Annotated in this window: 25 protein-coding genes and 1 pseudogene; 15 read left to right on the forward strand and 11 right to left on the reverse strand. The window is 75.8% G+C overall.

Annotated features, from left to right (window positions below; all coding sequences use genetic code 11):
• Window positions 1-79 precede the first annotated feature (79 nt).
• Window positions 80-1,063, forward strand: coding sequence for an ABC transporter ATP-binding protein (locus ACIQI7_RS28930; RefSeq protein ID WP_401115388.1), 984 nt, complete (start codon window positions 80-82; stop codon window positions 1,061-1,063).
• 80 nt (window positions 1,064-1,143) lie between these two features.
• Here the strand turns inward: ACIQI7_RS28930 and ACIQI7_RS28935 are convergent, their stop codons facing one another.
• Both ACIQI7_RS28935 and ACIQI7_RS28940 read right to left on the reverse strand, forming a co-directional pair.
• Window positions 1,144-1,326 carry a hypothetical protein gene (locus ACIQI7_RS28935; protein WP_387755263.1) on the reverse strand — a complete coding sequence of 61 codons (183 nt, stop codon included), beginning with the start codon at window positions 1,324-1,326 and terminating at the stop codon, window positions 1,144-1,146.
• Between the two features lie 166 nt (window positions 1,327-1,492).
• Window positions 1,493-3,043 carry an AMP-binding protein gene (locus tag ACIQI7_RS28940; RefSeq protein ID WP_401115391.1) on the reverse strand — a complete coding sequence of 517 codons (1,551 nt, stop codon included), beginning with the start codon at window positions 3,041-3,043 and terminating at the stop codon, window positions 1,493-1,495.
• Between the two features lie 169 nt (window positions 3,044-3,212).
• On the opposite strand from ACIQI7_RS28940, the gene ACIQI7_RS28945 reads away from it, so the two are divergent.
• From ACIQI7_RS28945 to ACIQI7_RS28975, 7 genes are all read left to right on the forward strand, one after another.
• Window positions 3,213-3,836, forward strand: coding sequence for an AAA family ATPase (locus ACIQI7_RS28945; protein WP_401115393.1), 624 nt, complete (start codon window positions 3,213-3,215; stop codon window positions 3,834-3,836).
• Between the two features lie 209 nt (window positions 3,837-4,045).
• Window positions 4,046-4,798 (forward strand): thioesterase II family protein, encoded by a 753-nt coding sequence (locus tag ACIQI7_RS28950; RefSeq protein ID WP_401115396.1) that lies wholly within the window; start codon window positions 4,046-4,048, stop codon window positions 4,796-4,798.
• A gap of 182 nt (window positions 4,799-4,980) precedes the next feature.
• The gene (locus ACIQI7_RS28955; RefSeq protein WP_401115399.1) at window positions 4,981-6,219 is read left to right on the forward strand and encodes a styrene monooxygenase/indole monooxygenase family protein; all 1,239 of its coding nucleotides are present in this window, start codon (window positions 4,981-4,983) and stop codon (window positions 6,217-6,219) included.
• Between the two features lie 79 nt (window positions 6,220-6,298).
• Window positions 6,299-6,754 carry an archease gene (locus tag ACIQI7_RS28960; RefSeq protein ID WP_401115402.1) on the forward strand — a complete coding sequence of 152 codons (456 nt, stop codon included), beginning with the start codon at window positions 6,299-6,301 and terminating at the stop codon, window positions 6,752-6,754.
• A gap of 50 nt (window positions 6,755-6,804) precedes the next feature.
• The gene (locus ACIQI7_RS28965) at window positions 6,805-8,232 is read left to right on the forward strand and encodes an RtcB family protein (RefSeq protein WP_401115405.1); all 1,428 of its coding nucleotides are present in this window, start codon (window positions 6,805-6,807) and stop codon (window positions 8,230-8,232) included.
• 189 nt (window positions 8,233-8,421) lie between these two features.
• Window positions 8,422-9,471: an ABC transporter ATP-binding protein gene (locus ACIQI7_RS28970; protein WP_401115408.1), complete on the forward strand. Its 1,050-nt coding sequence runs from the start codon at window positions 8,422-8,424 to the stop codon at window positions 9,469-9,471.
• Window positions 9,468-10,301, forward strand: coding sequence for an ABC transporter permease subunit (locus ACIQI7_RS28975; RefSeq protein WP_401115410.1), 834 nt, complete (start codon window positions 9,468-9,470; stop codon window positions 10,299-10,301). Before ACIQI7_RS28970 ends, ACIQI7_RS28975 begins: the two co-directional genes overlap by 4 nt.
• Before the next feature lie 29 nt (window positions 10,302-10,330).
• Here the strand turns inward: ACIQI7_RS28975 and ACIQI7_RS28980 are convergent, their stop codons facing one another.
• Complete coding sequence (locus ACIQI7_RS28980; RefSeq protein ID WP_401115413.1) at window positions 10,331-11,242, reverse strand: LysR family transcriptional regulator; 912 nt, start codon at window positions 11,240-11,242, stop codon at window positions 10,331-10,333.
• Window positions 11,243-11,419: 177 nt separating this feature from the next.
• Between ACIQI7_RS28980 and ACIQI7_RS28985 the strand changes: the two genes are divergently transcribed.
• The gene (locus tag ACIQI7_RS28985; RefSeq protein ID WP_401115416.1) at window positions 11,420-12,100 is read left to right on the forward strand and encodes a type 1 glutamine amidotransferase domain-containing protein; all 681 of its coding nucleotides are present in this window, start codon (window positions 11,420-11,422) and stop codon (window positions 12,098-12,100) included.
• A 125-nt stretch (window positions 12,101-12,225) separates the two neighbouring features.
• Here ACIQI7_RS28985 and ACIQI7_RS28990 read toward each other — a convergent pair whose 3' ends face one another.
• Complete coding sequence (locus ACIQI7_RS28990) at window positions 12,226-13,788, reverse strand: carboxylesterase/lipase family protein (RefSeq protein WP_401115419.1); 1,563 nt, start codon at window positions 13,786-13,788, stop codon at window positions 12,226-12,228.
• A gap of 111 nt (window positions 13,789-13,899) precedes the next feature.
• Here ACIQI7_RS28990 and ACIQI7_RS28995 point away from each other — a divergent pair, with 111 nt between their 5' ends.
• The 5 genes from ACIQI7_RS28995 (at window position 13,900) to ACIQI7_RS29015 (ending at window position 17,441) form a co-directional block, all read left to right on the forward strand.
• Complete coding sequence (locus ACIQI7_RS28995) at window positions 13,900-14,520, forward strand: TetR/AcrR family transcriptional regulator (RefSeq protein WP_387755296.1); 621 nt, start codon at window positions 13,900-13,902, stop codon at window positions 14,518-14,520.
• A 29-nt stretch (window positions 14,521-14,549) separates the two neighbouring features.
• Window positions 14,550-15,617: a TIGR03617 family F420-dependent LLM class oxidoreductase gene (locus ACIQI7_RS29000; protein WP_401115423.1), complete on the forward strand. Its 1,068-nt coding sequence runs from the start codon at window positions 14,550-14,552 to the stop codon at window positions 15,615-15,617.
• Window positions 15,618-15,846: 229 nt separating this feature from the next.
• A complete protein-coding gene (locus ACIQI7_RS29005) occupies window positions 15,847-16,221 on the forward strand; it encodes a hypothetical protein (RefSeq protein ID WP_401115425.1) in 375 nt (124 codons plus the stop codon).
• Between the two features lie 231 nt (window positions 16,222-16,452).
• On the forward strand, window positions 16,453-17,301 hold the full coding sequence (locus tag ACIQI7_RS29010) for a hypothetical protein (RefSeq protein WP_401115428.1): 849 nt from the start codon (window positions 16,453-16,455) through the stop codon (window positions 17,299-17,301).
• Window positions 17,298-17,441 carry a hypothetical protein gene (locus tag ACIQI7_RS29015; RefSeq protein WP_401115431.1) on the forward strand — a complete coding sequence of 48 codons (144 nt, stop codon included), beginning with the start codon at window positions 17,298-17,300 and terminating at the stop codon, window positions 17,439-17,441. The genes ACIQI7_RS29010 and ACIQI7_RS29015 overlap by 4 nt, the downstream gene beginning before the upstream one ends.
• Window positions 17,442-17,487: 46 nt before the next feature.
• Here the strand turns inward: ACIQI7_RS29015 and ACIQI7_RS29020 are convergent, their stop codons facing one another.
• The 5 genes from ACIQI7_RS29020 to ACIQI7_RS29040 all read right to left on the reverse strand — a co-directional run bounded on the left by ACIQI7_RS29020 (window position 17,488) and on the right by ACIQI7_RS29040 (window position 21,881).
• Window positions 17,488-18,477, reverse strand: a complete 990-nt coding sequence (locus ACIQI7_RS29020) for a bile acid:sodium symporter family protein (protein ID WP_401115679.1) — start codon at window positions 18,475-18,477, stop codon at window positions 17,488-17,490.
• Window positions 18,478-18,665: 188 nt separating this feature from the next.
• Window positions 18,666-18,983: a hypothetical protein gene (locus ACIQI7_RS29025; RefSeq protein WP_401115434.1), complete on the reverse strand. Its 318-nt coding sequence runs from the start codon at window positions 18,981-18,983 to the stop codon at window positions 18,666-18,668.
• A complete protein-coding gene (locus ACIQI7_RS29030) occupies window positions 18,980-19,867 on the reverse strand; it encodes an oxaloacetate decarboxylase (RefSeq protein WP_387755312.1) in 888 nt (295 codons plus the stop codon). The genes ACIQI7_RS29025 and ACIQI7_RS29030 overlap by 4 nt, the downstream gene beginning before the upstream one ends.
• Before the next feature lie 350 nt (window positions 19,868-20,217).
• Window positions 20,218-21,096, reverse strand: coding sequence for a class I SAM-dependent methyltransferase (locus ACIQI7_RS29035; RefSeq protein ID WP_401115437.1), 879 nt, complete (start codon window positions 21,094-21,096; stop codon window positions 20,218-20,220).
• 248 nt (window positions 21,097-21,344) lie between these two features.
• Window positions 21,345-21,881 carry a PadR family transcriptional regulator gene (locus ACIQI7_RS29040; protein ID WP_401115440.1) on the reverse strand — a complete coding sequence of 179 codons (537 nt, stop codon included), beginning with the start codon at window positions 21,879-21,881 and terminating at the stop codon, window positions 21,345-21,347.
• Between the two features lie 205 nt (window positions 21,882-22,086).
• Between ACIQI7_RS29040 and ACIQI7_RS29045 the strand changes: the two are divergent.
• Window positions 22,087-23,202 (forward strand): annotated as a pseudogene (locus ACIQI7_RS29045) (MATE family efflux transporter); the annotation flags it as partial.
• Here the strand turns inward: ACIQI7_RS29045 and ACIQI7_RS29050 are convergent.
• Together ACIQI7_RS29050 and ACIQI7_RS29055 are read right to left on the reverse strand one after the other, a co-directional pair.
• The gene (locus tag ACIQI7_RS29050; RefSeq protein ID WP_401115443.1) at window positions 23,163-24,995 is read right to left on the reverse strand and encodes an MFS transporter; all 1,833 of its coding nucleotides are present in this window, start codon (window positions 24,993-24,995) and stop codon (window positions 23,163-23,165) included. The pseudogene ACIQI7_RS29045 and the gene ACIQI7_RS29050 sit on opposite strands and share 40 nt — an antisense overlap.
• A complete protein-coding gene (locus tag ACIQI7_RS29055; RefSeq protein WP_401115446.1) occupies window positions 24,992-25,582 on the reverse strand; it encodes a TetR/AcrR family transcriptional regulator in 591 nt (196 codons plus the stop codon). The genes ACIQI7_RS29050 and ACIQI7_RS29055 overlap by 4 nt, the downstream gene beginning before the upstream one ends.
• Between the last annotated feature and the right edge of the window lie 59 nt (window positions 25,583-25,641).

Here is a 25,641-nt window from a genome sequence, read left to right on the forward strand (position 1 = left end):
CCGTGCCGGGCCCCGCGGCCGCCAGGACAGTGGAGAACGGTGCGATGAAGCGGACAGTCGAGACAGGAGACGAGCGGTGATGAGCACTCCCCAGGAGCGGACGGTCGTCGAGGCCCCCAGCCTCCAGGAGCTCCAGCAGCGGGCCCTGGCCGCCGCCTCGCCGAAGGCGTACGGCGAGGGCGCGGCCATCGTCTGCGACCGGCTGGTCCGGATCTTCAGCGCGGAGGGGGTCGAGGTCCAGGCGCTCCAGGGCCTGGAACTGACCATCCGGCAGGGCGACCTGGTCGCCCTGGTCGGCGCCTCGGGCAGCGGCAAGTCCACCCTGCTCACCATCCTGGCCGGGCTGGACGTGCCGACCGCCGGCACCGCCACCGTGGCGGGCTGCGACCTGCTGGAGATGTCGGTCAAGGAGCGGCTGCGCTACCGGCGCGAGGTGGTCGGCTTCATCTGGCAGCAGACCGCCCGCAACCTGCTGCCCTTCCTCACCGCGGCCGAGAACATCGCGCTGCCGATGCAGCTGCGCGGCCGCTCGGGCGCCGGCGGGGCCAAGCGGCAGGCCGCCCGGGTGGCCGAACTGCTGGAGGCGCTGGACATCGGCGAGCTGGCCCACCGCAAGCCCCACGAGCTCTCCGGCGGCCAGCAGCAGCGGGTGGCGATCGCGGTCGGGATGGCCAACAACCCGCCGGTGCTGCTCGCCGACGAGCCCACCGGCGAGCTGGACTCGGAGACCGCCGGGATCATCTTCGAGTCCTTCCGGACCGTCAACCGCGAACTGGGCGCCACCGTCGTGATCGTCACCCACGACCCGATGGTCGCGGGCGAGGTCCGCCGCACGGTCGCGATCCGGGACGGGCGCACCGCCAGCGAGGTGCTGCGCCGCACGGTGACGGACGAGCACGGCGAGGAGTCGGTGAACGAGCGCGAGTACGTGATGCTGGACCGCGGCGGCCGGGTGCAGCTGCCGGTCAAGTTCCTGGAGTCGCTCGGCATGGAGCACCGGGTCGCGGTGGACCTCGCGGCCGACCACATCGAGGTCCGGCCGGACGACATCGCGGGCCACTGACCCGGGGCCGCTCCGGGACCGGGCCGTTCAGGCCCGGCAGGTCGGGACGGGGAGGCGGCGGCCGCCGCCTCCCCGGACGGTCAGCCGTCGCCGCCCGTCCGCTGGAAGAGGCCGCTGCCCTCGGCGTCCGTACGGAGGTCGGGCGGCGCCTCCTGCGCGGCGCGCTCGCCGCGGGAGGTGGCGGTGCAGAGAGCGAAGACGATCAGCGCACTGGCCGCCACGGCGAGGATGCCCAGTGCGGTCAGGACGCGTAGCCAGGTCAAGGTAGTGCCTCCTGGGGAACGGTGCGGCCCACACCGACGCGCGCGACGCCGCCCGGGAGGTATCGGCAGGTCGGGCCGCACGGTCGAGTGTCCACGGACGGTTCTTCCCGCCGGGTGGTGCACAAGAGGCCGCCCGCGTTGGCGCTCGAAGCACTCGCGGGGCGCGTCACGCCATGTCGCACGCCCCTGCGGCGGCGGCCGCCCGTCCGGCCCCGTCCTCCACCTGGGCTCTCAGGGCGCCGAGGTCCGGCTTCCCGAGGCCGTTCAGCGGGATCGCGGGCAGCAGCAGGAGCGTGTCGGGGGCGCACGAGCCCAGGCCGCGCGCCCGGGCCCACTCGTGCAGCTGCCCGGCCGTCAGCCGCGAGCCGGGGGCGAGGGCGACGGCGGCGTGCACCCGCTCCAGGCGGTCCGGGTCGGTGGTGGTGAACATCACCGCCTCGCGGACCTCCGGGTGGGAGAGCAGCGGTTCCTCGATCTCGCGGGGGAACACATTGAGCCCCTCGACGATCGCCATCGGGTCCCGCCGCCCGGCCACCGTCAGATAGCCGGCCGCGTCCAGGCTGCCCAGGTCCCCGGTGTGCAGCCAGCCGTCCCGGAGCACCCGCTCGGTCAGCTCCGGGTCGCGCCAGTAGCCGGCCATCGCGGTCGGCGTCCGGACGCAGATCTCCCCGGTGCGGTCCGGCGGCAGCTGCGCGCCGTCCTTGTCCAGGATCCGCAGTCCGGTGTCCGGGTACGGGCGGCCGGCGGTGGTCAGCAGCCGCGGCGCCAGGTGCTCGTCCGGGCCCAGCCGGGTGACCGGCCCGCACTCCGTCAGGCTGTAGGTCTGGTGCAGCACCCGGCCCAGCCGCCGGGTCGCCTCGGCCAGGCGCCGCGGCGAGGGCGCGCAGCCGGTGTAGCCGACCCGGCGCAAGCTGCCGGTGTCGGCGGCGGGCAGCAGCGGGTGGTCCAGCAGCCGGTACAGCAGGTGCGGCGGCAGGTAGACCCGGGTCACCCGGTACCGCTCGACCGCGGCCAGCACGGCCCCGGCGTCGAACTCGTCCTGCATCACCACCGTGCCGCCGGCGGCCAGGGCCAGGTCCGCCGAGGTGCCGCCGCCGTGGCAGAGCGGGGTGCACAGCAGGAAGACCGACCCGGACAGCAGCGGCGGGCGCGGCGGACGGGCGAAGCGGCGCAGCACCCCCTTCGGGCGCCCGGTGGTGCCGCCGGTGAAGCGCACCGCCATCACGTCCTCGGGCCGGTAGCGGGCTTCGAACGGCGCCGGGGAGCGGTCCATGGCGAGGTCCAGCAGGTCGGTGCCGAGCCCGGGCGGCGGCGGGCCCAGGGAGAGCAGGGCGGCCGAGGGCACCGCCCGCGCGATCCCGTCGGCCGCCGCCGCGTACCGGCCCGGGTCGAAGACCAGCGCGGACGTCCCGGCGAACTCCGCCAGCGCCACCTGCTCGACCACCGGCCCGTCCGGGAACGGCATCGCCACCCGGCAGCCGAGCAGGTTCGCGGCCAGTCGCACCAGCAGGGCCTGCGGCCGGTTACCGGCCAGCACCGTCACGCCGTCCCCGCGCCCGAGCCCGGCCCGCTCCAGCGCGCGGGCGGTGCGGTGCACCAGGTCCAGGCACCGCTGCCCGCTCCACGCCTCGTCCCCGGCCCGGATCGCCACCCGGCCCGGATCGCGCGCCAGGCCGTCCAGCACCTGCGCGGTGTACGTCGCAGCGGCCTCCGCCATGGTCCGCCCTCCTGTCTGACGGTCCGTCAGCCTAGTGGACGGCGGGCCCGCGGACGCACCGCGGCCGCCCTGGCCGCACGGGCACCGGTGGGCGCGGGTGAGCGGTGGCCGGGCGTTGTTGTTAGGGTTCCCGGTCGGACGTGAACGGGGGTTCGGGCTGGTGGGCGGCATGGTGGATGCGGTCGTGGCGCCGCGCGGCGTGGTCGATCTGCGGGGCGAGGCCGGGGCGGGGTTCGTCACCGCCTACCCGGCCGACGCCGTCGTGGTGGTGTCCGGGCTGCCGGGGGCCGGGAAGAGCACGCTGCTGCGCCGCTGGTCCGGGGCGGACGTCCGGGCCGTGGACCCGCGGACGGTGCACGAGGCCTGCGAGGCGGTGATGCCCGCCGCCCTGCCGTACGCGGTGTACCGGCCGTGGGCCCGGCTGGAGCACTTCCGGCTGCTGCGCTCCTCGGTGCGCGGCGGCGGGCCGCTGCTGGTGCACGACTGCGGCAGCCGGGCCTGGATGCGGCGCTGGCTCGCCCGGGAGGCGGGCCGTCGGGGCCGCGAACTGCACCTGGTGCTGCTGGACGTCGGCGCCGCCACCGCCCTGGACGGCCAGCGGGCGCGCGGCCGGTACGCCTCCACCGGGGTCTTCGCCCGCCACCACCGCGGCCTGGAGCGGCTGTTGGCCGCTTTCACCCGGCACGTGCGCTCCGGCGGGCCGGTGCCGACGCCGGAGGCCTCGTCCGTCCTGCTGCTGGACGCCGTCTCCCGCTCCCGCGCCGGGGCGGTGCGCTTCGGGGGCGCGGGGTGAACGTCGGGGCGGTGCGCTTCGGGGGCGCGGGGTCAACGTCGGGGCGCGGCCGGGCCCGTGCGCGGCGGACCGGGTGCAGGCCGTCGGGCGGCGGTGAGAGGGGAACCGGCCCACCCCGGACCATGATCGTCACAACGCCCCCCACGGCCCGCCCGGCACTGCCAGACTGGGGCCGGCAGAGTCCGTCACGGAGAGAGGTCGCACCCCGCATGTCCAGCAGCGCCGTCGTCGAGAATCCGTGGTTCCGCAGGTTCAATCCGTCCGACTCCGCGCCCGCCCGGATCGTGATCTTCCCGCACGCCGGCGGCTCGGCCAGCTACTACCTGGAGTACGCCAACGCGCTGGCGCCGCACGCCGACGTGCTCGCCGTCCAGTACCCGGGCCGGCAGAACCGCATCACCGAGCCGACGATCGGCTCGGTGACCGGGCTCGCCGAGCAGCTCGCCCGGGAGCTGCGGGAGTGGACGGACCGTCCGCTCACGTTCTTCGGCCACAGCATGGGCGCGGCCGTCGCCTTCGAGACGGTCCGGTGCTTCGAGCGCGACGGCGTGAAGGGGCCCGACCGGCTGTTCGTCTCGGCCGGCCGCGCGCCCTCGCTGCCCCGGACGACCACCGTCCACCAGCTGCCCGACGACGAACTGCTCGCCGAGATCTCCGCGCTCGGCGGCACGGACGACCGGGTCCTCGCCCTGCCCGCGCTGCGCGAACTGATCCTGCCGAGCCTGCGGGCCGACTACACGGCCGTCGAGACCTACCGCAGCGCCCCGGACGCGACCGTGTCGCTGCCGATCACCGCCCTGGCGGGGGAGTCCGACGCGCACGCCACCGTCGACCAGGTCGGCCAGTGGGAGCGGCACACCACCGGCGCCTTCGACCTGCGGGTCTTCCCGGGCGGGCACTTCTACCTGGCCGACCGGACGACGGACGTGGTGGACGTGCTCACCGCGCACCTGCGCGGCTGAGCCGGCCGGCGACCGGTCGGGCGGGCCCCGGGCCCGGCCCGGCCGCCGGGGGCGCGCACCGGACACCGCACCGCCCTTCGAACCGCCTCCGGGGCAATCCGCCCCGTGCCGGTGCCCGGAGCGTGCCCGCTCGGATACTGTGCCTGCTTGACGGACCGTCAGCAGACCACCGGGAGGCAGCCGTGCGCCGGATCGCCGTTGTCGGAGCGGGCCAGGCCGGCCTCCAACTCGCGCTCGGGCTGGTGGCGGACGGGTACCGGGTGACCCTGGTCGCCGAGCGCACCCCGGAGCAGCTGCGCGGCGGCCGGGTGCTGTCCACCCAGGCGATGTTCGGCCCCGCGCTGCGGATCGAGGCGGCGGCCGGGCTGGACCTCTGGGCGGAGCGGGCGCCGGCCGTCTCCTCGGTGGAGGCGGTGCTGGCGGCGCCCCCGGGCGTGCGGGCGCTGGAGTACACCATGACGCTGGACGAGCCCGCCCAGTCGGTGGACCAGCGGCTCAAGCTGGCCGGCTGGCTGGAGCTGCTGGCCGAGCGCGGCGGCGAGGTCGAGTACCGCACGCTGGACCGCGGCGGGCTGCACGACCTGGCCCGCCGGCACGAGCTGACCGTCGTCGCGGCCGGCCGCGGCGCGCTGTCCGGGATCTTCGAGCGCGACGCCGCCCGCTCGCCCTTCGACCGGCCGCAGCGGGCCCTGTCCTGCCTGTACGCGCACGGCGTCGGCTCGCCGGACCCGGCCGCCGGGCCGAGGGCCCGGATGAACGCCCTGCCCGGCCTCGCCGAGCTGTACCTGCAGCCGGCGCTCACCCTCTCCGGCCCCTGCGACGTCCTGCTCTGGGAGGCGCTGCCCGGCAGTCCGCTGGACGCCTTCGGCGACGCCCCGCCGCCGGACGTCCAACTGGCCCGGATCCGCGAGCTGTTGGGCGAGTACCTGCCCTGGGAGGCGGAGCTCTGGACGGAGGCCGAGCCGACCGACGCCGGGGCCGGGCTGTTCGGCGCGGTCACCCCGGTGGTCCGGCGCCCGGTGGCGGAACTCGGCTCGGGCGTGGACGCCGTCCACGTGCTGGGCCTCGGCGACGCGGTGGTGGTCACCGACCCGATCACCGGGCAGGGCGCCAACAACGCCGCCCGGGCCGCCGAGGCCTGCCACCGGGCCGTCGTCGAACACGGCGACGCCCCGTTCACAGCCGACTGGATGTGCCGCACCGCCGAGCGGTTCTGGCAGCAACAGGCCCGTCACAGCGTGGAGTTCACGACCGCGATGCTGACCGTTCCGGAGCACGTCCAAGCCGTGTTCGCGGCCGCCGCCGAGCACCCGGAGGTCGGCCGCCGGCTCGCCAACACCTACGCCGAGCCGAGCGACCACGCCGCCTGGCTGGCCACCCCCGAGCTGACCGCCGCCTACCTGGCCTCCGTGTCGGAGTAACCGGCCGCACTTGCCCCCGGGCGGTCCGCGGGACGACGCTGGAGGAGAGGGACGGCAACGGGTGCGGGAGGCGTCGGTCGTGGACGGACAGCAGCCCGCGGGCCGGTCCGCCGGCGGCCACCGGAGCGTGCCGCACACGGCCGACCTGCGGGTCGAGGCCTGGGCGCCGACGGCCGAGGGCTGCATCGGCGAGCTGGTGCACGCCGTCGTCGGCAGCTTCGCCGACCTCGCCGACGCGCGGACCGTCGGCGAGCGCGACTGCACCGTCCTCGCGGCGAGCGACCCGGACCTGCTCGCGGGCGTCCTGGAGGAGGTCGTCTACCGGATGGACGCCGACGGCGAACTGCCGGTGGAGGTGGCGGTCGGCCCGATCGAGGGACGGGACGGCGCCCGCCGGGTGACGGTCCGCTTCCGGATGGCCGACGCCGCCACGGCCGAACTGGTCGGCGCGGTGCCGAAGGCCGTCTCCCTGCACGACCTGGACCTCGCCGCCGGGCCGGACGGCTGGACCTGCCGGGTCACCGTGGACGTCTGAGCCCGGCCCGAGCGCAGCGGACCGGACCCGCGGGAACGGGGTGAGCGAAGGTGGAGATCGCACTGGTCGAGGCGGGCCGGCACCGCTGGCGGATCGAGCAGCGCCCGCCGATGCGGGTGCCCGGCGTGGTGTTCGCGAGCGGTGCGCTGCTGCCGCAGGCCGCCGGGGACAAGGCGCTGGAGCAGGTGGCGAACGTGGCCACGCTGCCCGGCATCGTCCGCGCCTCCTACGCGATGCCCGACGTCCACTGGGGCTACGGCTTCCCGATCGGCGGGGTCGCCGCCACCGACGTCGGGCGGGGCGGGGTGGTCTCGCCCGGCGGGGTCGGCTTCGACATCTCCTGCGGGGTCCGGCTGCTCGCGGCCGGCATCGGCCGGGACGAACTCGACCCGGAACGGATCGGCCGGCTGATGGACCTGCTGGACCGCACCGTCCCGCGCGGCCTGGGCCGCGGCGGCCTGTGGCAGCTGTCCGGACCGGAGGAACTGGACGACCTGCTGCTCGGCGGCGCCCGCTACGCCGTGGAGCACGGCCACGGCGTGCCGCGCGACCTGGAACGCTGCGAGGACCGCGGCGTGCTGGCCGGGGCGGCCCCCGGCGAGGTGAGCACCCGGGCCGTCGAGCGCGGGCTGCAGCAGGTCGGCAGCCTCGGCTCGGCCAACCACTTCCTGGAGGTGCAGGCCGTGGACCGGGTGCACGACGCGCCGACCGCCGCCGCCTTCGGACTGCGGCCCGGCCAGGTCTGCGTCATGATCCACTGCGGCTCGCGCGGTCTCGGCCACCAGATCTGCACCGACCACGTCCGCGCGATGGACCGCGAGCTGCACCGCCACCGCATCGAACTCCCGGACCGCCAGCTCGCCTGCACCCCGGTCGACTCCCCGCGCGGCCGCGCCTACCTGGGCGCCATGACCGCCGCCGCCAACTACGGCCGGGCCAACCGGCAGCTGCTCTCCGAAGCGGCCCGCCGGGCCTTCGCCACCGCGCTCGGCGTCGGACTGGAGCTGGTCTACGACGTCTCGCACAACCTCGCCAAGCTGGAGACCCACGAGGTGGACGGCGAGCCCCGGCTGCTGTGCGTGCACCGCAAGGGCGCCACCCGGGCGCTGCCGCCCGGCGACCCGGACCTGCCCGACGACCTGGTGCGGGCCGGGCAGCCGGTGCTCGTCCCGGGCACCATGGGCACCGCCTCGTACGTCATGGTCGGCCTGCCCGGCAACGAGGCCTTCCGCTCCGCCTGCCACGGCGCCGGGCGGGTGCTGAGCCGTCACCAGGCGCTGCGCACCGTGCGCGGCGAGCGGCTGAAGAGCGAGCTGGAGGCGCGGGGGGTCGCGGTGCGGCCGGCCTCCTGGCGGGCCCTGGCCGAGGAGACGCCGGAGGCGTACAAGGACGTCGACGCGGTGGCCGCCGTCACCGAGGCCGCCGGCCTAGCCCGGCAGGTCGCCCGGCTGGTGCCGCTGGGCGTGTGCAAGGGGTGAGTTCGCCGGATCGGGCCGGGCGCGTCCCTCGACTCGCCCGGCCGGGCGCGCTTGGATGTCGGACGCCGTCCCACACCGGACGGCGTCCGTCAGTGGACCGGAACCGTCACCGGGCCCGCGTCCGTCAGCGGACCGGTCCGCCGCCGGAGCGCAGCGGTCACCGAAGCGCACCCGCCACAGGAGGTCGTCATGCCGGGCAACCCGGACGGAACCGTGGACCGCCGGGGCACCGCGGCCGGCCCGGTGATCGAACTGCGCTCGCTCACCAAGCGCTACGGCGACACCGTCGGCATCGAAGGGCTGGACGTCTCGGTCGAGGCCGGCGAGGTGTTCGGCCTGCTCGGCCCCAACGGCGCCGGCAAGACCACCACGCTGCGCTGCCTGGTCGGACTGCTCGGCCCGACCGACGGGCAGGTGCGGGTGCTCGGCCTGGACCCGGTGGCCGACCACCGCCGACTGGCCCCCTCGATCGGCTACCTGCCCGGCGAACTGCGGCTCTACCCCGAGCTCACCGGGCAGCAGACCCTCGACCTGCTCGCCGCCCTCCAGGGCGCCCCGGTGCCGCGCCGGCGCGAACTGTGCGAGCGGCTGAAGCTCTCCCGGGCCGATCTGGTCCGGCCGGTGGGGGAGTACTCGCGCGGCATGAAGCAGAAGCTCGGACTCGTCCAGTCGCTCCAGCACCGGCCGCCGGTGGTGGTGCTGGACGAACCGAGCGAGGGGCTGGACCCGCTGGTCCAGGAGACCTTCTACGAACTGCTCGCCGAGGAGACCGCGGCCGGGCGGACCGTCCTGCTCTCCAGCCACGTGCTGCCGGAGGTGCAGCGGACCTGCGGCCGGGTCGCCATCGTCCGCCACGGCCGGCTGGTCACCGTCCGCTCGGTGGCCGAACTGCGCCAGGCCCGGGCCCGCCGGGTCCGGCTGCTCCTCGACGACGGGCGGGGCGCCAGGCCGCTGGGCGCCGCCGAGCGGTGGTCCCCGCGCTGGGACGGCCCACGGGTCGAGCTGCTGGTGCCGCCGGACGAGGTGGTCGCGGCGGTGCGCACCCTGCTCGCCGACCAACCGGTGGCCGACCTGACGGTGGAGGAAGCGGGCCTGGACGAGGCCTTCCTCGACCTCTACCGGTCCGTCGGCGCCGAGGACCCCGGCGGGGCCGGAGAGGCGCCCGGCGCCGAGGGCCCCGCCGACGCCGGAAACGCGCCCGGCGTTGGCCGACGGCCGGAACCGGAGGGGCGGCCGTGAACCCGGGCACCGTCAACCGCCGCCTCCCGCTGGTCTGGCTCGCCCTGCACCGGCGCCGCCGGATGCTGCTCTCGCTGCTCTTCGGCATGGTCGTCTTCGAGACCCTGATCGTGGTGATCGCCGGGACCGTCCCGTCCGGTGAGCTGTTCGGCGCCCGCCGCAACCCGCCCGGCGCGTTCAGGGCCTTCAGCGGCTCCAACGGCGACGTCTCCATCGCCAGCTACCCCGGCCTGCTCGGCGCCGGGCTCACCCACCCGTTCTGGATCGCCCTCCAGCTCACCGTGATCGGCTCGCTCGGCGCCGCCGCCGTCGCCGCCGACGTCGAGGCCGGCACCATCGAGCTGCTGATGACCCGCCCGGTCTCCCGCCGCCGGCTGCTCGCCGAGCGGACCGGCGCCCTGGTCGCCGCGACCGTTCTGCTCAACGCCGCCGCCACCCTCACCCTCGCGCTGGGGGTGGCGTTCTCCGCGCGGCTGCGCGCGGCCGTCCCGGTGAGCGCGGTGTTCACCGCCGGACTGCTCGGCTGCGCCCTCGCGTTCTGCCTGACCGGACCGGTGCTGGCGGTCTCCGCGCTCAGCCGGCGGCGGGCCCACGTGATCGGCGCGGCCGTCGCCATCGGCGCGGTCGGCTTCGCGCTCAACTTCGTCGCGCTGGCCTGGTCCCCGGCCAGGCCGCTGCGCTACCTCAGCCCGTTCCACTACTACGCGCCGGGCGACGTGCTCGGCCACGGCGGGGTCCCGTGGGCGGCCTTCGGAGTGCTGCTCGGGGTGGGGCTGCTCGGGTTGGCGGCGGCCTTCCGGCTGCTGGAACGGCGGGACCTGGCGGTGTGAGGACGGGGCCCGGGGCCGCCCGCGGCCGGTCAGCCCCAGGCGCGGGCCGCGGCCAGCAGCCGTTCGCGGACCAGGACCACGTGCGGGTTGGCCGAGCCGGCCGGGCGGCGGACCAGGTAGGCGGTGTTGATCGGCGGATCGGCCGGCTCGTGCAGCAGCCGCAGGGCTCCGGAGGCGAGTTCGGCCCGGCACAGGTAGCCGGGCAGCACGCTCCAGCCCGCGCCCGCGGTCACCGCCGAGAGCACCGCCCGCAGGTCCGGCACGGTGACCGCGGCCCGGGTGTGCAGCCGCCGGTCGAACACGTGCCGCCAGTAGCGGCGGGCGATCGGCAGGTCCTCGGCGTAGCTGAGCAGCGGGACCTCGGCCAGCGCGCCGGGCAGCTCGCGGCCGGCCAGCCGCTCGGCCCAGACAGGGGCCGCGACCAGGACGAACTCCTCGTCGGCCAGCGGTTCGGCGAGCAGCGTCCGGCCGCGCGGACGCCGGGTGGCGACCACCAGGTCGTGCCGCCCGGCCCGCAGCTCCGCCAGCAGCGGGTCGGTCAGCCCGGCGGTCACCCGCAGCTGGACGCCCTGCACGACCAGCGGGGCCAGCTCCGCCAGCAGGACGGTGCCGAGGAACTCGGCGGGCCCGGCGAGGTGGACCGGCTCCGGCCCGCCCCCGCCGCGCCCGTCGGCGACACCCGCGAGCTGGTCCAGCGGCAGCGCGAGGCGGGTGGCGAGGTCGTCGGCGTACGGCAGCGGGCTGACCCCGCGCGCCCGGCGTTCGAACAGCTCCCGGCCGAGCCGCTGCTCCAGCGCCCGGATCTGCGCGGTCACCGTGGACTGAGACAGGCCCAGCAGGTGCCCGGCCGCGGTGAAGGAGCCGGCCCTGTGTACGGCGAGGAAGGTCCGCAGCTGGTTGAGGTCCAGTGGGCCGGAGCCGGTGGTCGGCCGATCGCTCATGCGGACGAGCCTACGGGATTCCGATGGCTGGACGGTCCGGGTGAGGTATCGGGATCCCGATGCCTCACATCGCGTGGCCCATTGGTTCGCGCGGGCCGGGCGCGTCTAGCGTCGACGCCGTGAGCGCCGCGGCGGACCGTCGCGGCACGGACCGCGGCACCCCTGGAGGCACATCCCATGGCCGACATCCTGTTCGTCCTGACCGGCGCGAGGTTCTGGACCCTGAACGACGGCACCGCGCACCCGACCGGCTTCTGGGCGGAGGAGGCGGTCGTCCCGTACCGCGCCTTCACCGAGGCCGGCCACCGGGTCACCGTCGCCACCCCGGCCGGCGTCGTCCCGGTCGCCGACGGGGCCAGCCTGACCGACCCGGCGATGGCCGAGGAACTGGAGAAGATCGCCGAGTTCCGGCAGCCGCTGGTGCTGGCCGAGGTCGACCCGGCCGACTACGACGTGGTGTTCTACCCCGGCGGCCACGGCCCGATGGAGGACCTGGCGGTCGACCCCGACTCCGGCCGGCTGCTCATCCGGGCGCTCGCCTCCGGGCGCCCGCTCGGGGTGGTCTGCCACGGCCCGGCCGCGCTGCTCGCCGCGCGGTCCGAGGACGGCGGCTCGCCCTTCGCCGGGTACCGGGTGACCGGCTTCACCAACGCCGAGGAGACCCAGGCCGGCCTGGCCGACCGGGCGCCGTGGCTGCTCCAGGACCGGCTGGTCGAGCTGGGCGTGGACTTCGAGGAGGGCGAGGCCTGGGCGCCGCACTCGGTCGTCGACCGCAACCTGGTGACCGGTCAGAACCCGGCCTCCTCGGCCCTGGTGGCCACCGAGCTGCTGAAGCTGCTGAACGCCTCGGCCTCGTAGCGGCCGACCGACGGCTCCATCCGGACGGGCGGGCGACGCGGGGCTGCTCCCGGTCGCCCGCCCGCTCGGGGTTGCTGTCCGAGCCGGCAGGGCCGCCGACACGCGCCCCTGCCGCGCGACCGCCGTCAGCGCAGGTCGTAGGCGGTGAGCGGGTGCCCGGCCCAGATCCGGCGGGTGGCCTGCTCCGGGTAGCGGACGGTCTCCGAGCGGGCGTCCAGGACCCGGGTGAGCTGCCCGTCCGGATCGAAGGCGGGCCACCCCGGGTCGCCGGTGGTGGCGAACCGGACCCAGGCCTCCCGCATCTCCGCCGAGACCCGGAACACCTCCGGCGGCGGCTGGTCGCCGAGGACCTGCCGCGCCATCGGACTGTCCAGACTGCCGAAGGCGAGCGGCACGTCGAGACCGTGGCAGGCGCCGAAGGCGCCGCCGAGGGCGGGGGCGGTCAGCGCGAGCTCGAAGAGGTACGAGGTGCCGCCGGCCGCCGCGTTGGCCTCGGCCAGGCGCAGGGACGGCACCCGGAACAGGGCGTCGGAGTTGACGGTCTCGAGGAGTTCGGAGGGCGTCGCCCCCGGGAAGGCGGCCCGGTAGGCGTCCGGCCCGTCCGGCGGCGGGGCGGACAGGTCCAGCGCTAGCCGGGCCTCCTCCTCGGTGAAGCCGCCGTGCCGCCCGCTGAGGACGCTGAACGGCCGGAACTCGTCCCGGGTGTGGCCGACCAGCAGCTCGACGCCGTCGGTGAGCGCCGACCACGGAGAGCCGGGCAGCACCTCCCCGTCGACCACCGGGACGGTGGCGATGCCGCTCTGCGCCAGTCGGCCCCAGCGCGCGAGGTGCTCCGGCAGCGCGGCACCGAGCTCGGTGACCGCCGAGGCCAGGCGCCACGGGTGCACCTCGGCCAGCGCGGCGGCGGTGGGGGCCGTGCCGACCAGCTTCGCGAGCTCGGCGGTGACCTCGGCGGCCAGGGCGGGGGTGCAGTGGGTGCCCGGCACGCTGTGGGCCACGGCCCGCCGGAACAGGCTGCGGGCCGCGTCCATCACCAGCAGGGCGGCGACCGACCCGGCGCCCGCGGACTGCCCGGCGACGGTCACCCGGGCCGGGTCCCCGCCGAACCGGGCGATGTTGCGCCGCACCCAGCGCAGGGCGGCGATCTGGTCCAGGAAGGCCCGGTTGGCCGGGGCGCCCTCCAGCAGCGCGAAGCCCTCGGCGCCCACGCGGTAGTTGACGGTCACCACGACCAGCCCGGCGGAGGCCAGGGCGGTCGGGTCGTACAGCGGGTCGGCGGAGGCCCCGGACATGTACCCGCCGCCGTGGATCCAGACCAGGACCGGCAGCCCCGCCGTGCCCGGATCGGGCGTGCAGACGTTGAGCGTCAGCCAGTCGGTGTCCTCGGAGGCCTGGCCGGCCCCGGTGGGCATCGGCCCGGACTGCGGGACGACGGGCCCGAAGGCGGCCGCCTCGCGGACGCCCTCCCAGGACTCGGGCTCGACCGGGGCGGCGAAGCGCAGCGCCCCGACGGGCGGCTGGGCGTAGCGGAGGCCGCGGAAGACCGCGAGATCCCGGCCCTCCCGCTGCTCCGGCTGCCGTTCCGGTTGCCGCTGCTCCTGGCCGCTCCGCTGGTCCTGGCCGCGCCGCGGCTCCCAGCGGCCGCGGACGAGCCCCTCGGTGGTGCGGACGACGGGGTGCTCTGACATGGGGACGCTCCTCCCTCGGAAGGCTTCCCACGTTATAGGTCAGGTGTATTATGTCAAGCGTATGGAAAAGAGTCCGCCACCGCGCGGAGCGAGTCCGAGGAGCCGCCGTCCATGCCGAAGCAGGTCGACCACCGGGAACGCCGGGAGACGATCGCCCGCGCGCTGTGGCGGGTCGTGGAGCGGCGCGGCGCCACGCACCTGACGATGCGCGAGGTCGCGCAGGAGGCCGGCATCTCGCTCGGGCAGCTCCAGCACTACTTCGGCTCCCGGGCGCAGATGCTCGCCTTCGCGATGGACTTCGCCGGCGAGCAGAGCGGGCTGCGGGTCGGCCGGGCGATGGCGGCGCTCGGTGAACGGCCGCACCCGCGCGAGGTGCTGCGGGTGATGCTGGTCGAACTGCTGCCGCTGCACGCCGACGCGCGGGCGACCAGCCGGATGAGCGCCGCCTACGTGCTGGAGGCGCTGCACGACGAGGAGGTCCACGCGCGGGCGCGCGGCGGCCTGCTCCAGGGGCGGGCGATGGTCGAGCAGGTGGTCCGGCAGGCCGTCGCGGACGGGTACCTGGCGGCCGACCGCGACCCGGTGGTGGAGACCGACCTGCTGCTCGCGCTCACCGGGTTCACCACCCTGCTGGAGCTGGGCGTGGTCGAGCCCGCCGCCGTCCTCACCGCCGTCGACCGGCACCTGGACCGGCTGTTCGCGGTACCGGGGCATGGCAGGCTACCCGGGTGACACCGCCGCCCGCGACCAGGAGCACCGCCATGGACCGACCCGCCGCCCTCCGCCTCGACGCCACCGCCTCCGGACACCCGGCGGGCATCCTGGACGCCGCCGAGCGGGCCGAACGCCGGGGCATGGACCGGCTGGTGGTCGCCGAGACCGCGTACGACCCGTTCCTCCAGCTCGCCCGGGCGGCCGACCGGACCGAGTCGATCGAACTGGCCACCGGCATCGCGGTGGCCTTCGCCCGGACCCCGATGACGCTCGCCTACCAGGCCTGGGGGCTGCACGCGGCCTCCGGCGGACGGGCCGTCATCGGACTGGGCTCGCAGATCAAGCCGCACATCGAGAAGCGCTTCGGGATGCCCTGGGACCGCCCGGCCGCCCGGATGCGCGAGTACGTCCACGCGGTGCGGGCGATCTGGCACAGCTGGCAGACCGGTGAACGGCTGCGCTTCCGGGGGGAGTTCTACACCCACACGGTGATGACGCCGGTGTTCTCGCCGGACCCGGTCCCGTCCGGGGTGCCGCGCATCCTGCTGGCCGGCGTCGGGCCGCTGATGACCAGGACCGCCGGGGCGGTGGCCGACGGCTTCCTGAGCCACCCGTTCACCTCCACCGCCTATCTGGCCGAGCAGGTGCTGCCCGGACTGACCGAGGAGCGGGCCCGGGCCGAGGCGGAGGGGGCCGGGTGGACGGATCGGCCGTTCGAGATCGTCGGCAACGTGCTCACCGCCACCGGCCGCACCGAGGAGGAGCTGGCGGCCAACCGGGCGGCCACCCGGGAGCGGCTGGCGTTCTACGCCTCCACGCCGGCCTACCGCCCGGTGCTGGCGCAGCACGGCTGGGAGGGGCTCCAGGAGGAGCTGCACACCCACTCGGTGCGCGGGCGCTGGGCGGAGATGGCCGCCCTGATCGACGACGAGGTGTTCGACGCCTTCGCGGTGTGCGGTGCGGTCGAGGAGGTCGCCCGGGAGATCCACCGCCGGTACACGGGCCTGGTCACCCGGCTGTCCGTCAGCCTGCCCGAGGACGCCGACCCGGAACTGGGCCTGGACGTCCTGGCTGCGGTACGGGCACTGGGCCGACCGGAAACGGACGCCGGGTGACCACAGTGGGAGGCTGACCGGGCAAGGGGCGACGAAGTCCGGGCAGATTCGCGCAACGCGTTTCCGGGGGTGGTGGCGGGCGGCAGGATCGCGGTGGCAGGCCGGGCCGTTCGGCGGAGACCGACGTTCCGGGCCCGCCGTGTTGTGGGGCCTGTCGCGCCGTACGGACCACCGTGCCGAACGGCCTGTCACGCCTCGGCCGCCCGTTGCCGATCATGGGGGTGCCCGCGTGCCCGTGTCCGACGACCGCCCGGCCGACTACGACCTGGCGGAGCGCTGGGACCCCGTCGCCAACAGGTACGTCGACGCCCTGGCCGACCTGGACGAGTTCCTGCGCGTCTGCGCCGAGCTGACCGGCTTCGACGTGCCCGAGCTGCGCTCCACCGGGATGGCGGACGAGCACCACCGCACCACGCTGGCCCACCGGGTGCGCGACGGGCACGCCCTGGTCCACCTCTGGTACGTCGGCGCCTGGCCCGGCGAGGCGCCCTCCTCCGCCCGCGCCCGCGACCAGGGACTGGTCTGGCGGACCTTCCGCGCCGCCCCACCCCGCGCCGCCGCACCGGACACCGCCGCACCGGACACCGCCGGAGAGGGCAGCTGAACGCCCGGTGGGACGCACGCCGAACCGGCACGGGTCGGCCCGGGGAACACCCCGCCGTCAGCTCCATGAACAGCGGCCGGAACGCGGATCTCACTCAGGGGTCAGGAGTCACGGGTCAGGAGCCGGGGCGCCCCGGAGAGCCGAACGGCCACGTCGAGGGAGCCACTGAAGGCACGCCCGCATCAGCCACCTCCGGCCCTCCCGGGCCACACAAGACCTCATGGAGCCCTCATGGCCGGCCTGCCGCTGCCGCTGCCGCCCGTCCCGGAGCCGTACCACCTGCCGTTCCACTACGGCGCGCTGCACACCATCGGCGTCGACTACCTGGTCGACCACGGCCGGGCGCGCGGGCTGCTCGCCAAACGCCACCCCGGGCTGACCGTCGCGGCCTTCGACGGCAGGGCCTGCGTCTCGCTCAACTACCGGCTGCACTTCGCCCAGTACCCGGACGGCGGCGGCATCACCCAGGAGCTGGAGATCAACCTGATCGCCCATCCGGTCTTCGCCGAGGAGCGGATGCCGGTGGTCGACTACTGCCAGTACGCCCGGGGTTGGGACCAGACCAAGCTGCTCGGCAGTGCCCGGTTGCACGTGCTCTGCGACAACCCGATCGCCATCGACGCCGGGCGCCGGATGTACGCCGAGCCCAGGCACCCGGGGTGGTTCGAGACGGCCCTGCCCTCCCTCAACGCGCCCGAGGTGCGCGAGCGCTGGTCGGTCTCCTGCCGCCGGGCCACCCTGGGGCAGGACGGACTGAGCCGCCACGACGAGGAACTCCTCGCCCTGGACGTCAACCTGGTCGGCCTCACCCCCGAGCCGGTCAACAATACTCCGATCACCGGCTACGGCACCGACGACGAGGGCAAGCTGCTGGCCGCACCGCTCAACGTCTACCAGCCCTACCGCTACTACGCCCTCGACGACCGCACCGCCGAGCGCGTCCGGCTCGACCTCGGCAACCCCGCCGAGGAGTCCGCCCGCGACCTCGCCCACCTGATCGCCGAAGCCCCGGCCGCCGGGGTCTGGACCTACCAGTCCCCGCCGGTCGCCGCCCACAACCGGGCCTACTACGTCCGATGACGGCCCCGCTCTTCGCCCCGGGCGGCACCGCTGTGCGGCGGGACGCCGCCCACGGCAGGACCTGGTCCGCCATGCCCTACAGCGGGCCGCTGCTTACCCTCCCGGCCACCGCCCTCAGCACCCCTGTCGAGGGGGACTGAGGGCGGCGACCGACCCGGGGGCCCCTGGCCGGGCTGCGCGTGAGGATCAGCCGGGCGCCGACGGAGCGCCCGGACCGGTGAGCGCGGCCGGCGCCGGGTCGGGCGCTCCGCCAGCCGAGGGCGCCCGCGACCAGCGGCCGGCCAGGACGGTGCCGACGATCAGCTGGAGCTGGTGGTAGAGCATCAGCGGCAGCACCATCAGCCCGGCTTGGGCCCCGAACAGGACGGTGGCCATCGGCAGCCCGTTGGCCAGGCTCTTCTGCGACCCGCACAGCACCGCCGCAACGGCGGCCGCCCGGTCGAGCCCCAGCAGCCGCGCGCCGAGCCCGGTGGCCGCCAGGGCGGCGGCCAGCAGGGCGAGCAGGACCGCGAGCAGCCCGAGCAGTGCGAGGGGGGTGGCCAGGCCCCAGATACCCTGGGACACCGCCGCGCTGAACGCCGTGTAGACGACCAGCAGGATCGAGCCGCGGTCCACCGGGGTGAGCACCCGTTTGTGCCGGGACAGCGGACCGCCGAGCCACGGCCGCAGCAACTGCCCGAGCAGGAACGGCGCGAGCAGCTGGAGACCGATCCGCAGCAGCCCGTCGGCGGACAGCTGGGTGTGCGAACCCAGCAGCCAGGCGGCCAGCAGCGGCGTCAGCACCAGCCCCGCCAGGCTGGAGTAGGTGCCCGCGCAGATCGCCGCCGGGACGTTGCCCCCGGCGGCGCCGGTGAGCGCCACCGAGGACTGCACCGTCGAGGGCACCAGACAGAGGAACAGCACCCCGGTCTGCAGCTGCCCGGTCAGCGGGACGGGCGTGAGCAGCGCCGTCGCCACGCCGAGCAGCGGGAAGAGCACGAAGGTGGCGGCCAGTACCAGCCCGTGCAGCCGCAGGTGGCGCAGCCCGGCCAGCGTCTCGCGGGTGGAGAGCCGGGCGCCGTAGAGGAAGAACAGCAACGCCACCGCGACGTCGCAGGCAACCTCGGCGACCCGCGCCGAGGTGCCCGAGGCCGGGAACAGCGCGGCCAGCCCGACCGTCCCGGCCAGCGCCGCCATGTACGGGTCCAGCCAGCGCGGCAGCCGCCCGCGGGGCCGGGGCCGGGGCCCGGGACCGCGGTGCGCCCGGGCGCCGGGCCCGGACGCCTGGCCCACGGATGACCGCTCCCCGGATGACCGCACCCCGGGCGCCCGCTCCCCGCGCGCCCGGAGCCCTGGTGGCTGCTCCGGGCGCGCCAGGCGGTCGGTCACGGGCCGCCTCCCGTCGCCGGGCGGAGCGAGGGCCCGGAGGAGGAACCCGGCCCGAGCAGACCGCCCACCAGCGAGCCGGCGCCGTCGTGGTCGCTGCCCGCCGAACCGCTGCCGTTCTGGAGGTTGGCCGTGCGGTCGACCTCCAGCCAGGAGTCGGCGTGCGAGTTGTCCACGACCGTGATCAGCGAGCCGCCGGCCGCCGCGGGCGCCGCGGCGCCCGCGAGCAGCGCGCAGGCCCCGGCCAGCCCCAGGGCGGTGGCCCGCAGGGCGGCGGCCGGTGAGGGCGGGGCGGGCCCGCGCAGCCCGGCGCTCACGCCGTCACCGCCATCAGCCCGCGGGAGCGCGAGATGTTCCGCTCCAGCAACTCGGTGGACTCCCGCACCCCGACCTGGTCTCGGCCACCGGCCGGAGCCGGCAGCCGCCCGTCGGCGTCCTTCAGCCCGGCCAGCGCCTCGTCCATCGCCCGGTGCGCGGCGAACAGGCACGGCGTGCTGTAGATGGCCACGTCCACCCCCAGGTCCGACAGCTCCGAGAGCGACAGCCGGGGCGACTTGCCGCCCGCGATCTGGTTGAACAGCAGCGGCTTGTCGCCGACCACCCGGCGGATCCGGCGGATCCACTCCTCGCTGCGCACGCCGTCCACCAGCACCACGTCGGCGTCGGTGGCGGCGAGCGCCCGGGCCCGGCGCAGGATGTCGTCCTCCTCGGTGGCGTCGGTGCGCGCGACCACCACCAGGTCCGTCCGGTTGTCGAGGACGAGCTCCAGCTTCTCCAGGTACTCCTCCAGCGGGAGCACGATCTTGCCGTCCGCGTGCCCGCACCGGCGCGGCCGCTTCTGGTCCTCCAGGATCACGCCCGACGCGCCGATCCGTTCGAGCCTGCGCACGACGTGGCAGGCCACCTCCGGATCGACGTAGCCGTCGTCGATGTCGACCAGCAGGTGGTGCCGGGGGAAGGCCCCGCGCAGCCGCTCGACGAAGCCCACCATGTCGGGCCAGGCGATGAAGCCGATGTCGGGCAGCCCGTAGTAGGAGGCCGCGAAGCCGAAGCCGGAGACGAACATGCCGTCGTAGTGCTCGGCCGCGATGGAGGCCGAGTACATGTCGTAGACGCCGATCAACGGCGTGGTCCCCGGGCCCGCGATCTCCGCGCGCAGCCGCTGCCCGGGGCTGTCCGATGCCGTGTTTCCGTGGAACAAGGTCTTCTCCTTGCTGGGGATGACTTTGCCTGAACTTGGTGTTCATCAGACCGAACTGAGGTGTCATCACTATGCGCCCTTTAATGTTCCGTGGGCAAATCTTTAAAGGAGGTTCCCTCGTTAGAGTGAAGCGGCGGAGAAAATAAGAAAGCCCCGAAATATGGTTATCGGCCAACGAGGCGACTCGGTGACCGCGTGGCGGCGGAACGGCGGTCGGGCAGGGGTGCGCGGCCCGGCGCACCCGCGGGCGTGCGGCGTGCGGGTGCGCCGGGTGTGCGGGAGTCCAGGGCGGGGACGGCGTCGGCGCCCGTCCCGTACGGGACGCGTACGGGACGGGCGCCGACGAGGGGTCAGGCGCTCGGGACCGGGGGGACGGCGCGGCGCTCGCGCAGCGTCCGGAGCATCCGGCGGGTGGCCCTGGTCGCGACCGGTGGCAGCAGATCCAGGGCGATCCGGCGCGACGTGGAGCGCTGGACCGGGGCCTTGACCTGGTAGTTGAGGCGCAGCACCCGGGCGCCGGCGATGGTGTCCTCGTCGATGGTGTACCCCTCGGCCCGCCAGTCGCGCTCCCGCAGGACCGCCTGGGGGGCCGCGGCGTCGCCCCAGGTGCCGTAGAACTTCATCGGAGTCAGCAGGACCGGCCGCAGCCCGCCGGTGAAGACCGCCTCCCAGACCGCGGCGGAGACGCCCGGGGTGTGCTCGGAGCGGTAGTCGTCCAGGGCGACCAGGCCGTTCCCGGCGAGCGCGGCGCGGGCCACGGCGATGTCCCCGGCGACGTGCTCGTAGAGGTGGGAGGCGTCGATGTGGACGAAGCGGCAGCTGTCCGCCCGGATGCGGCCGTCGGCCAGGACCGAGGTGGGGGCCTGCACTATCTCGGGCAGCTCGCGGTGGAAGGCGAGGTAGTTGGCCTCGAAGGCGCTGCGGGTGAGGGTCCTGCGGTAGGACATGTCCATCTCGGCGGCGTTCTCGGCGTCGCCCGCCTCGGAGTCGAACAGGTCGCAGACCGTCAGCCGCTCGCCCGGCCGCAGGTGGTCGCCGAGCAGGACCGCGCTGCGGCCCAGGTAACTGCCGAGCTCCAGGATGTCGCCGGTGACGCCGGCCGCGCTCTGGGCGGCCAGCAGGTGGCTGAAGGCGGCCCGGTCGAGGCTGAAGAACCAGCCGGGGATGTCGTCCCGCTTCAGCGGCGCGGAGGGGGTCGCGGCCTCGGCCGCGGTCTCGGGAACGGGCACGGCGGCCTCCAGGGGGACGGCGGGGCGCGGTGGCGGGTCACGTCGCGGAGGGGGATGCCGAGGACGTGAGGCGGATCATCATAGCCACGCCGGGGCCGGAGGGAACCAGGTGCGCGGCGGCCTGGATCCGATTCTTCGCCCTGCTGTTCGGCAGGGGCGCGGACCTTCGTCTCCGCTCTCGATCCGCCTGGTCGGCCTAGCGTTCCCAGGGCTGGGAAACCGTCGGCGCGTCGAGCTCTCCGGCCGGTTCACCCCGACGGTCGTTCGAGCTCCGCGATGGTGTCGGTCAGCCAGGCCCGCTCGGCCGCCGTGGAGGCCCGGGCGACGAGCAGCATCCCGCGCCGGAAGGGGTTCGGCTCGCGCTCGGCGGTCACCGGCTGCCCCGCTCCGTCGTAGAAGAAGCTGCTCGGCGCGTCCAGGAAGTCCAGTCGGCGGCGGAGGACGGCGGCCTGCCCGGGCGGATCGGCGAGGTGGTGCAGGAAGGCGGTGACGGTGAAGAAGCGGATCTGGTCGGTGATCTCGGCCTGTTCCGGATCGGCCAGCCGGCGCAGCAGCTCGGCCCGCCCCTGCGCCGTCAGCTCCAGCGTCTGCCGCGGCGCCGCGCCGCTGCCCGGTTCGGTGCGGCGGTGCAGCAGTCCGGCCTTCTCCAGCCGGGCGATGGCGGGGTAGAGCGCGCCGTCGCTCACCGGCCGGACGTGGCCGGTCAGCCCGGTGATCCGGGACTTGAGCTCGTAGCCGTGCAGTGGCTGGTCGTACAGGAAGCCGAGGATCGCGAGCGTCAACACGGCTGGAGCCCTTCGGTCGTAGTGCGCCTGCAGGAGCGCTCATGCTACCTCTTGTCGATGTGCCTCGAAACGATGTATCTCTATTCGAGGCAGGTCGCAGACCGAGCCAAGCCGAGCCGCGGCGAGCCGAGCCAATCCAGGCTGAGCCGCGGCAGGCCGAGGACACCCACGAGGCGAGAGCGCCACGGGCGAAGGGGGAGACATCATGCGGGGGCAGGTGCGCCGACTCACGGCGTTGGCGGTACCGGTGTACGCGGAGCTGCTGTCCGGGGTGGTCGCCTCGGTGATCGGCACCCTCTGGGTGGCCGGACTCGGCGGGGCCGCGGTCGCCGCCGTGACACTGGCCGGCACCGTCGAGAACCTGCTGCTCGGACTGGTGCTGGTGGTCGGCTCCGGCACCAGCGTCCGGCTCTCCCACGCCCTCGGCGCGGGCGACCACGCCGACGCCGCACGCACCGTCCGGGCGGCCCGCCGGCTCTGCGTCACGGGCAGCGTGCTGCTCGCCGTCCCCGGCTTCCTGCTGCGCGACCGGCTGGCCGGCGCCTTCCTGGACGGCGAGGCCGCCGCGCACGCCGCCGAGTACCTCACCGTCGCGTTCCCGGCCTTCGCGCTCTTCTTCGGCCAGCGCGTCGCCGACGAACTGTTCAAGGGCGCGGGCGACACCCGCACGCCGATGCGGATCGCCCTGCTCTCCAACGCCCTGCTGCTCCTCCTCGACCCGTTGCTCATCCTCGGCCCCGGGCCGCTGCCCGCTCTCGGCGTGCCGGGTGCGGCACTCGCCCTGGCCCTCTCCCGGGCGATCGCCCTCGCCGTCACCCTGCGACTGCGGCGGCGCCGGCACCGCGGGCAGCCGCGGCAGCAGGCCGTCGGCGGAACCGGGGGAGTGGGCCCGGCGGCGGTCCGGATCCTGCGCGCGGGCGCGCCGTTCGGCCTGGACTTCACCGCCCGGATGGCCGTCGGAACCGCCCAACTCGCCCTGGTCGCGGGCTTCGGCGTCGCGGCGGTGGCCGGGTACGGCGTCGGCTACCGCGTCCTGCTGATCGTCACCATGGCCTTCTACGCCCTGCGCCAAGCCGCGGCGATCGAGGCCGCCCGGCTGACCGGCGCGGGGGAGGGCGCCGCGCTGCGCACCCTGCGGCGCGCCACCGCCCGCCTGGCCGCACTGCTCGGCGCGGTGGCGGCGGTGCTGTCCGCGACGCTCGCCGGCCCGCTGACCGCGCTGTTCACGGCGGACCGGGCGGTGGCCGCGCAGTCCGTCGGCTTCCTGCGCGCGGCGGCGCTCTACCTGCTGCCGTACGCCGTGGTGGTGGCCGTCGGCGGGGTGCACCAGGCGGCGGGAGCCGGCCGTCCGCTGGTGGTGTCCGTCCTGTTCGGGCTCGGCGCCCAACTCGGCGCCTCGGCAGCCCTGTCCGGGCCGCTGGGCGTGACGGGCGTGTGGCTCGGACCGGCCGTGGGCGCCACCGTCCAGCTCGCGCTGCTCATCACGCTGACACGGTCGCGGAGTTCGAGCGGGGCGAGCGGGGCCGCGGGCCGGAGTCGGGCCGATGGCACTCGGCCCGGGCGGTCGGCCGACCCCGCCCGCGCACGCACCTGAACGCGCCACGCCGGAGTGCCGGTCGGACCTCCGGCGGGCCGCGCCCGCACGGAAGGCCCGGCCGGCCCTCGCCGTCCCCGATGACCCTGCCGCGCCCGGGGTGCGGCACCTCGCCGAGGTCGAACGCCACCGGCACCAGCGGGCGTTCGCCGCCCGGAAGGCCCCGCCGGTGTACCGCGCGGACGGTTACCGGCTTGGCCCACCACGGACCGCCGAGACCCTGTCGGACCGGCGGACAGAGGTGCGGTCGGCGGCGTCACCGGGGCCTGACGGCAGGTCCGTTGCTCCCGGACGACCGACGGACCCCGGCCGCCCGCGACCCCGGCCCGGCCGGCGGACGCGCCCCGGACCAGCACCGCGGTGGCGGTGGCCATCACCGCGCCGAAGCCGGTGCCGAGCAGCGCGAAGCAGCCGCCGATCGCGACCGTGCCGGAGCCGGGCCCGAGCTCGGCGGTGAGCAGCGCCCCCGCGGTGACCAGCGCCATCCCCGACAGCACCACCGCCCGTTCGCCGTGACGCTTCGCCAGCCAGGGGGAGCCGGTCGCCGCGAGGACCATCGCCGCCGCGAGCGGCACCGCCCGCAGGGCGCTCTGCAAGGGGTCGAGCCCGAGCACGTCCTGGAGGTAGTAGACGGCCGGGAACAGCGCGCCCTGGAGCGCCGCCGAGGCCGCGAGCAGGACGACGAGCGGCGGTGCGACCGCCGCCGAACGCACCAGCGCGGGCGGCAGCAGCGGGTCGGCGGTCCGGCGTTCGTGTCGGACCAGGGCCAGGGCGAGGCCCCCGGCCGCGGCGAGGCCGAGCAGCGGTCCGGCCGACCAGCCGGCCTCCGGCAGCGCCACCAGGCTCTGCACCAGACAGGCCAGCGCGAGCGCGAGCAGCGCCGCGCCGGGCAGGTCGAGCCCGGAGCCACGGGCGGCTCCTGCCCGGCCGGTCCCGGGCGATCCCGGCCCCGTCGGCACCGGCCCGGTCGGCACCGCGAGGGCCGCCAGGAGGGCCGCCGCGGCGGGCAGCAGGCCCAGCACGAAGACCGACCGCCAGCCGTAGTGGGCGGTGAGCGCTCCGCCGACCAGCGGCCCGGCCGCCGCCGCGAGCCCGATGGCGGCGGTGCGGATCGCGATCGGCCCGGAGAGCCGGTCGGCGGGCCAGGCGGCGCGCAGCATGCCGAGGGTGGCCGGTTGCAGCAGCGCGCCCGCCACGCCCTGGAGGACGCGCAGCGCGACGACCCAGCCGATGCCGGGAGCCAGGGCGATCCCGAGCGAGCTGGCGGCGAAGCCGGCCACGCCGAGCGTGAAGACCCGCCGGTGCCCGTACCGGTCGCCCAGCCGGCCCGCGAAGACCAGCAGGGCGGCGACGGTGACCAGGTAGCCGGTGCTGGCCCACTGTGCGGCCGCGACCGAGGCGTGCAGGTCGTGCTGGAGGGCGGGCCGGGCGACGGTCAGCGCGGTGCCGTCGAGGGCGACCAGGACGGCGCCGGTGATGCTCGCGGTCAGGGCGAGCCCCCGGCGGTGCTGCGGCCTCACCGGGCGGCCGGGCCGAGGTGGGCGTCGAGCGTGACGCGCAGCAGCGGCTCGACGGAGTCGTCGCCGGTGATGAGCCGCAGGCTGCCCCAGGTCTGCAGCTGGGCGAGGCCGTGCAGGTTGGACCAGAGGGCGGCGGTGGCGGCGGCCGGATCGTCGGACTGCGGGAGCACCTCGGAGACCAGTCCGACGAAGGTCAGGAACAGCGGCAGGGTGGTGCGGCGCAGCTCGACGCCGCTGCCGTCCAACAGGTCGTGACGGAACATCAGCTCGAACATGCCGGGATTGGCGGCCGCGAAGCCGAGGTAGGCGCGGGCGAGCGCGTCCAGGCGGGTGCGCGCGTCGGCGCCGGTGGTCGCGGAGAGGGCGTCGGCGCCCGCGAGGGTGTCGGTGAGCCTGCCGAAGCCCTGCTGGGCGACGGCCCCGAGCAGCTCGCGGTGGGTGGGGAAGTAGCGGCGGGGCGCGCCGTGCGAGACCCCGGCGCGGCGGGCGATCTCGCGCAGGCCGAGCGCCTGGACGCCGCCCTCGGCCACCAACTCGACGCCCGCGGCCACCAGCCGGGCCCGCAGGTCCCGTTCCTGTTCGGTCATAGACACTGTCTACCAGTCGGTCGTAGACAGTGTCTACTCGCGCTCCCGGGAGTGCTCCG

It is taken from the genome of Kitasatospora sp. NPDC092039, assembly GCF_044756065.1.
Taxonomy (GTDB): Bacteria; Actinomycetota; Actinomycetes; order Streptomycetales; family Streptomycetaceae; genus Kitasatospora.

What these genes read in the sequence shown, in the direction of transcription:
- ACIQI7_RS28940 (WP_401115391.1), bottom strand. Translation starts at nt 3,043, where the DNA reads ATGGCGGAGGCCGCTGCGACGTACACCGCGCAGGTGCTGGACGGCCTG.
- ACIQI7_RS29015 (WP_401115431.1), top strand. Translation starts at nt 17,298, where the DNA reads ATGACGGCCCCGCTCTTCGCCCCGGGCGGCACCGCTGTGCGGCGGGAC.
- ACIQI7_RS28970 (WP_401115408.1), top strand. Translation starts at nt 8,422, where the DNA reads ATGCCGGGCAACCCGGACGGAACCGTGGACCGCCGGGGCACCGCGGCC.
- ACIQI7_RS28930 (WP_401115388.1), top strand. Translation starts at nt 80, where the DNA reads ATGAGCACTCCCCAGGAGCGGACGGTCGTCGAGGCCCCCAGCCTCCAG.
- ACIQI7_RS28995 (WP_387755296.1), top strand. Translation starts at nt 13,900, where the DNA reads ATGCCGAAGCAGGTCGACCACCGGGAACGCCGGGAGACGATCGCCCGC.
- ACIQI7_RS29010 (WP_401115428.1), top strand. Translation starts at nt 16,453, where the DNA reads ATGGCCGGCCTGCCGCTGCCGCTGCCGCCCGTCCCGGAGCCGTACCAC.
- ACIQI7_RS28990 (WP_401115419.1), bottom strand. Translation starts at nt 13,788, where the DNA reads ATGTCAGAGCACCCCGTCGTCCGCACCACCGAGGGGCTCGTCCGCGGC.
- ACIQI7_RS28980 (WP_401115413.1), bottom strand. Translation starts at nt 11,242, where the DNA reads ATGAGCGATCGGCCGACCACCGGCTCCGGCCCACTGGACCTCAACCAG.
- ACIQI7_RS29000 (WP_401115423.1), top strand. Translation starts at nt 14,550, where the DNA reads ATGGACCGACCCGCCGCCCTCCGCCTCGACGCCACCGCCTCCGGACAC.
- ACIQI7_RS28985 (WP_401115416.1), top strand. Translation starts at nt 11,420, where the DNA reads ATGGCCGACATCCTGTTCGTCCTGACCGGCGCGAGGTTCTGGACCCTG.
- ACIQI7_RS29055 (WP_401115446.1), bottom strand. Translation starts at nt 25,582, where the DNA reads ATGACCGAACAGGAACGGGACCTGCGGGCCCGGCTGGTGGCCGCGGGC.
- ACIQI7_RS28945 (WP_401115393.1), top strand. Translation starts at nt 3,213, where the DNA reads ATGGTGGATGCGGTCGTGGCGCCGCGCGGCGTGGTCGATCTGCGGGGC.
- ACIQI7_RS29020 (WP_401115679.1), bottom strand. Translation starts at nt 18,477, where the DNA reads ATGGCGGCGCTGGCCGGGACGGTCGGGCTGGCCGCGCTGTTCCCGGCC.
- ACIQI7_RS28950 (WP_401115396.1), top strand. Translation starts at nt 4,046, where the DNA reads ATGTCCAGCAGCGCCGTCGTCGAGAATCCGTGGTTCCGCAGGTTCAAT.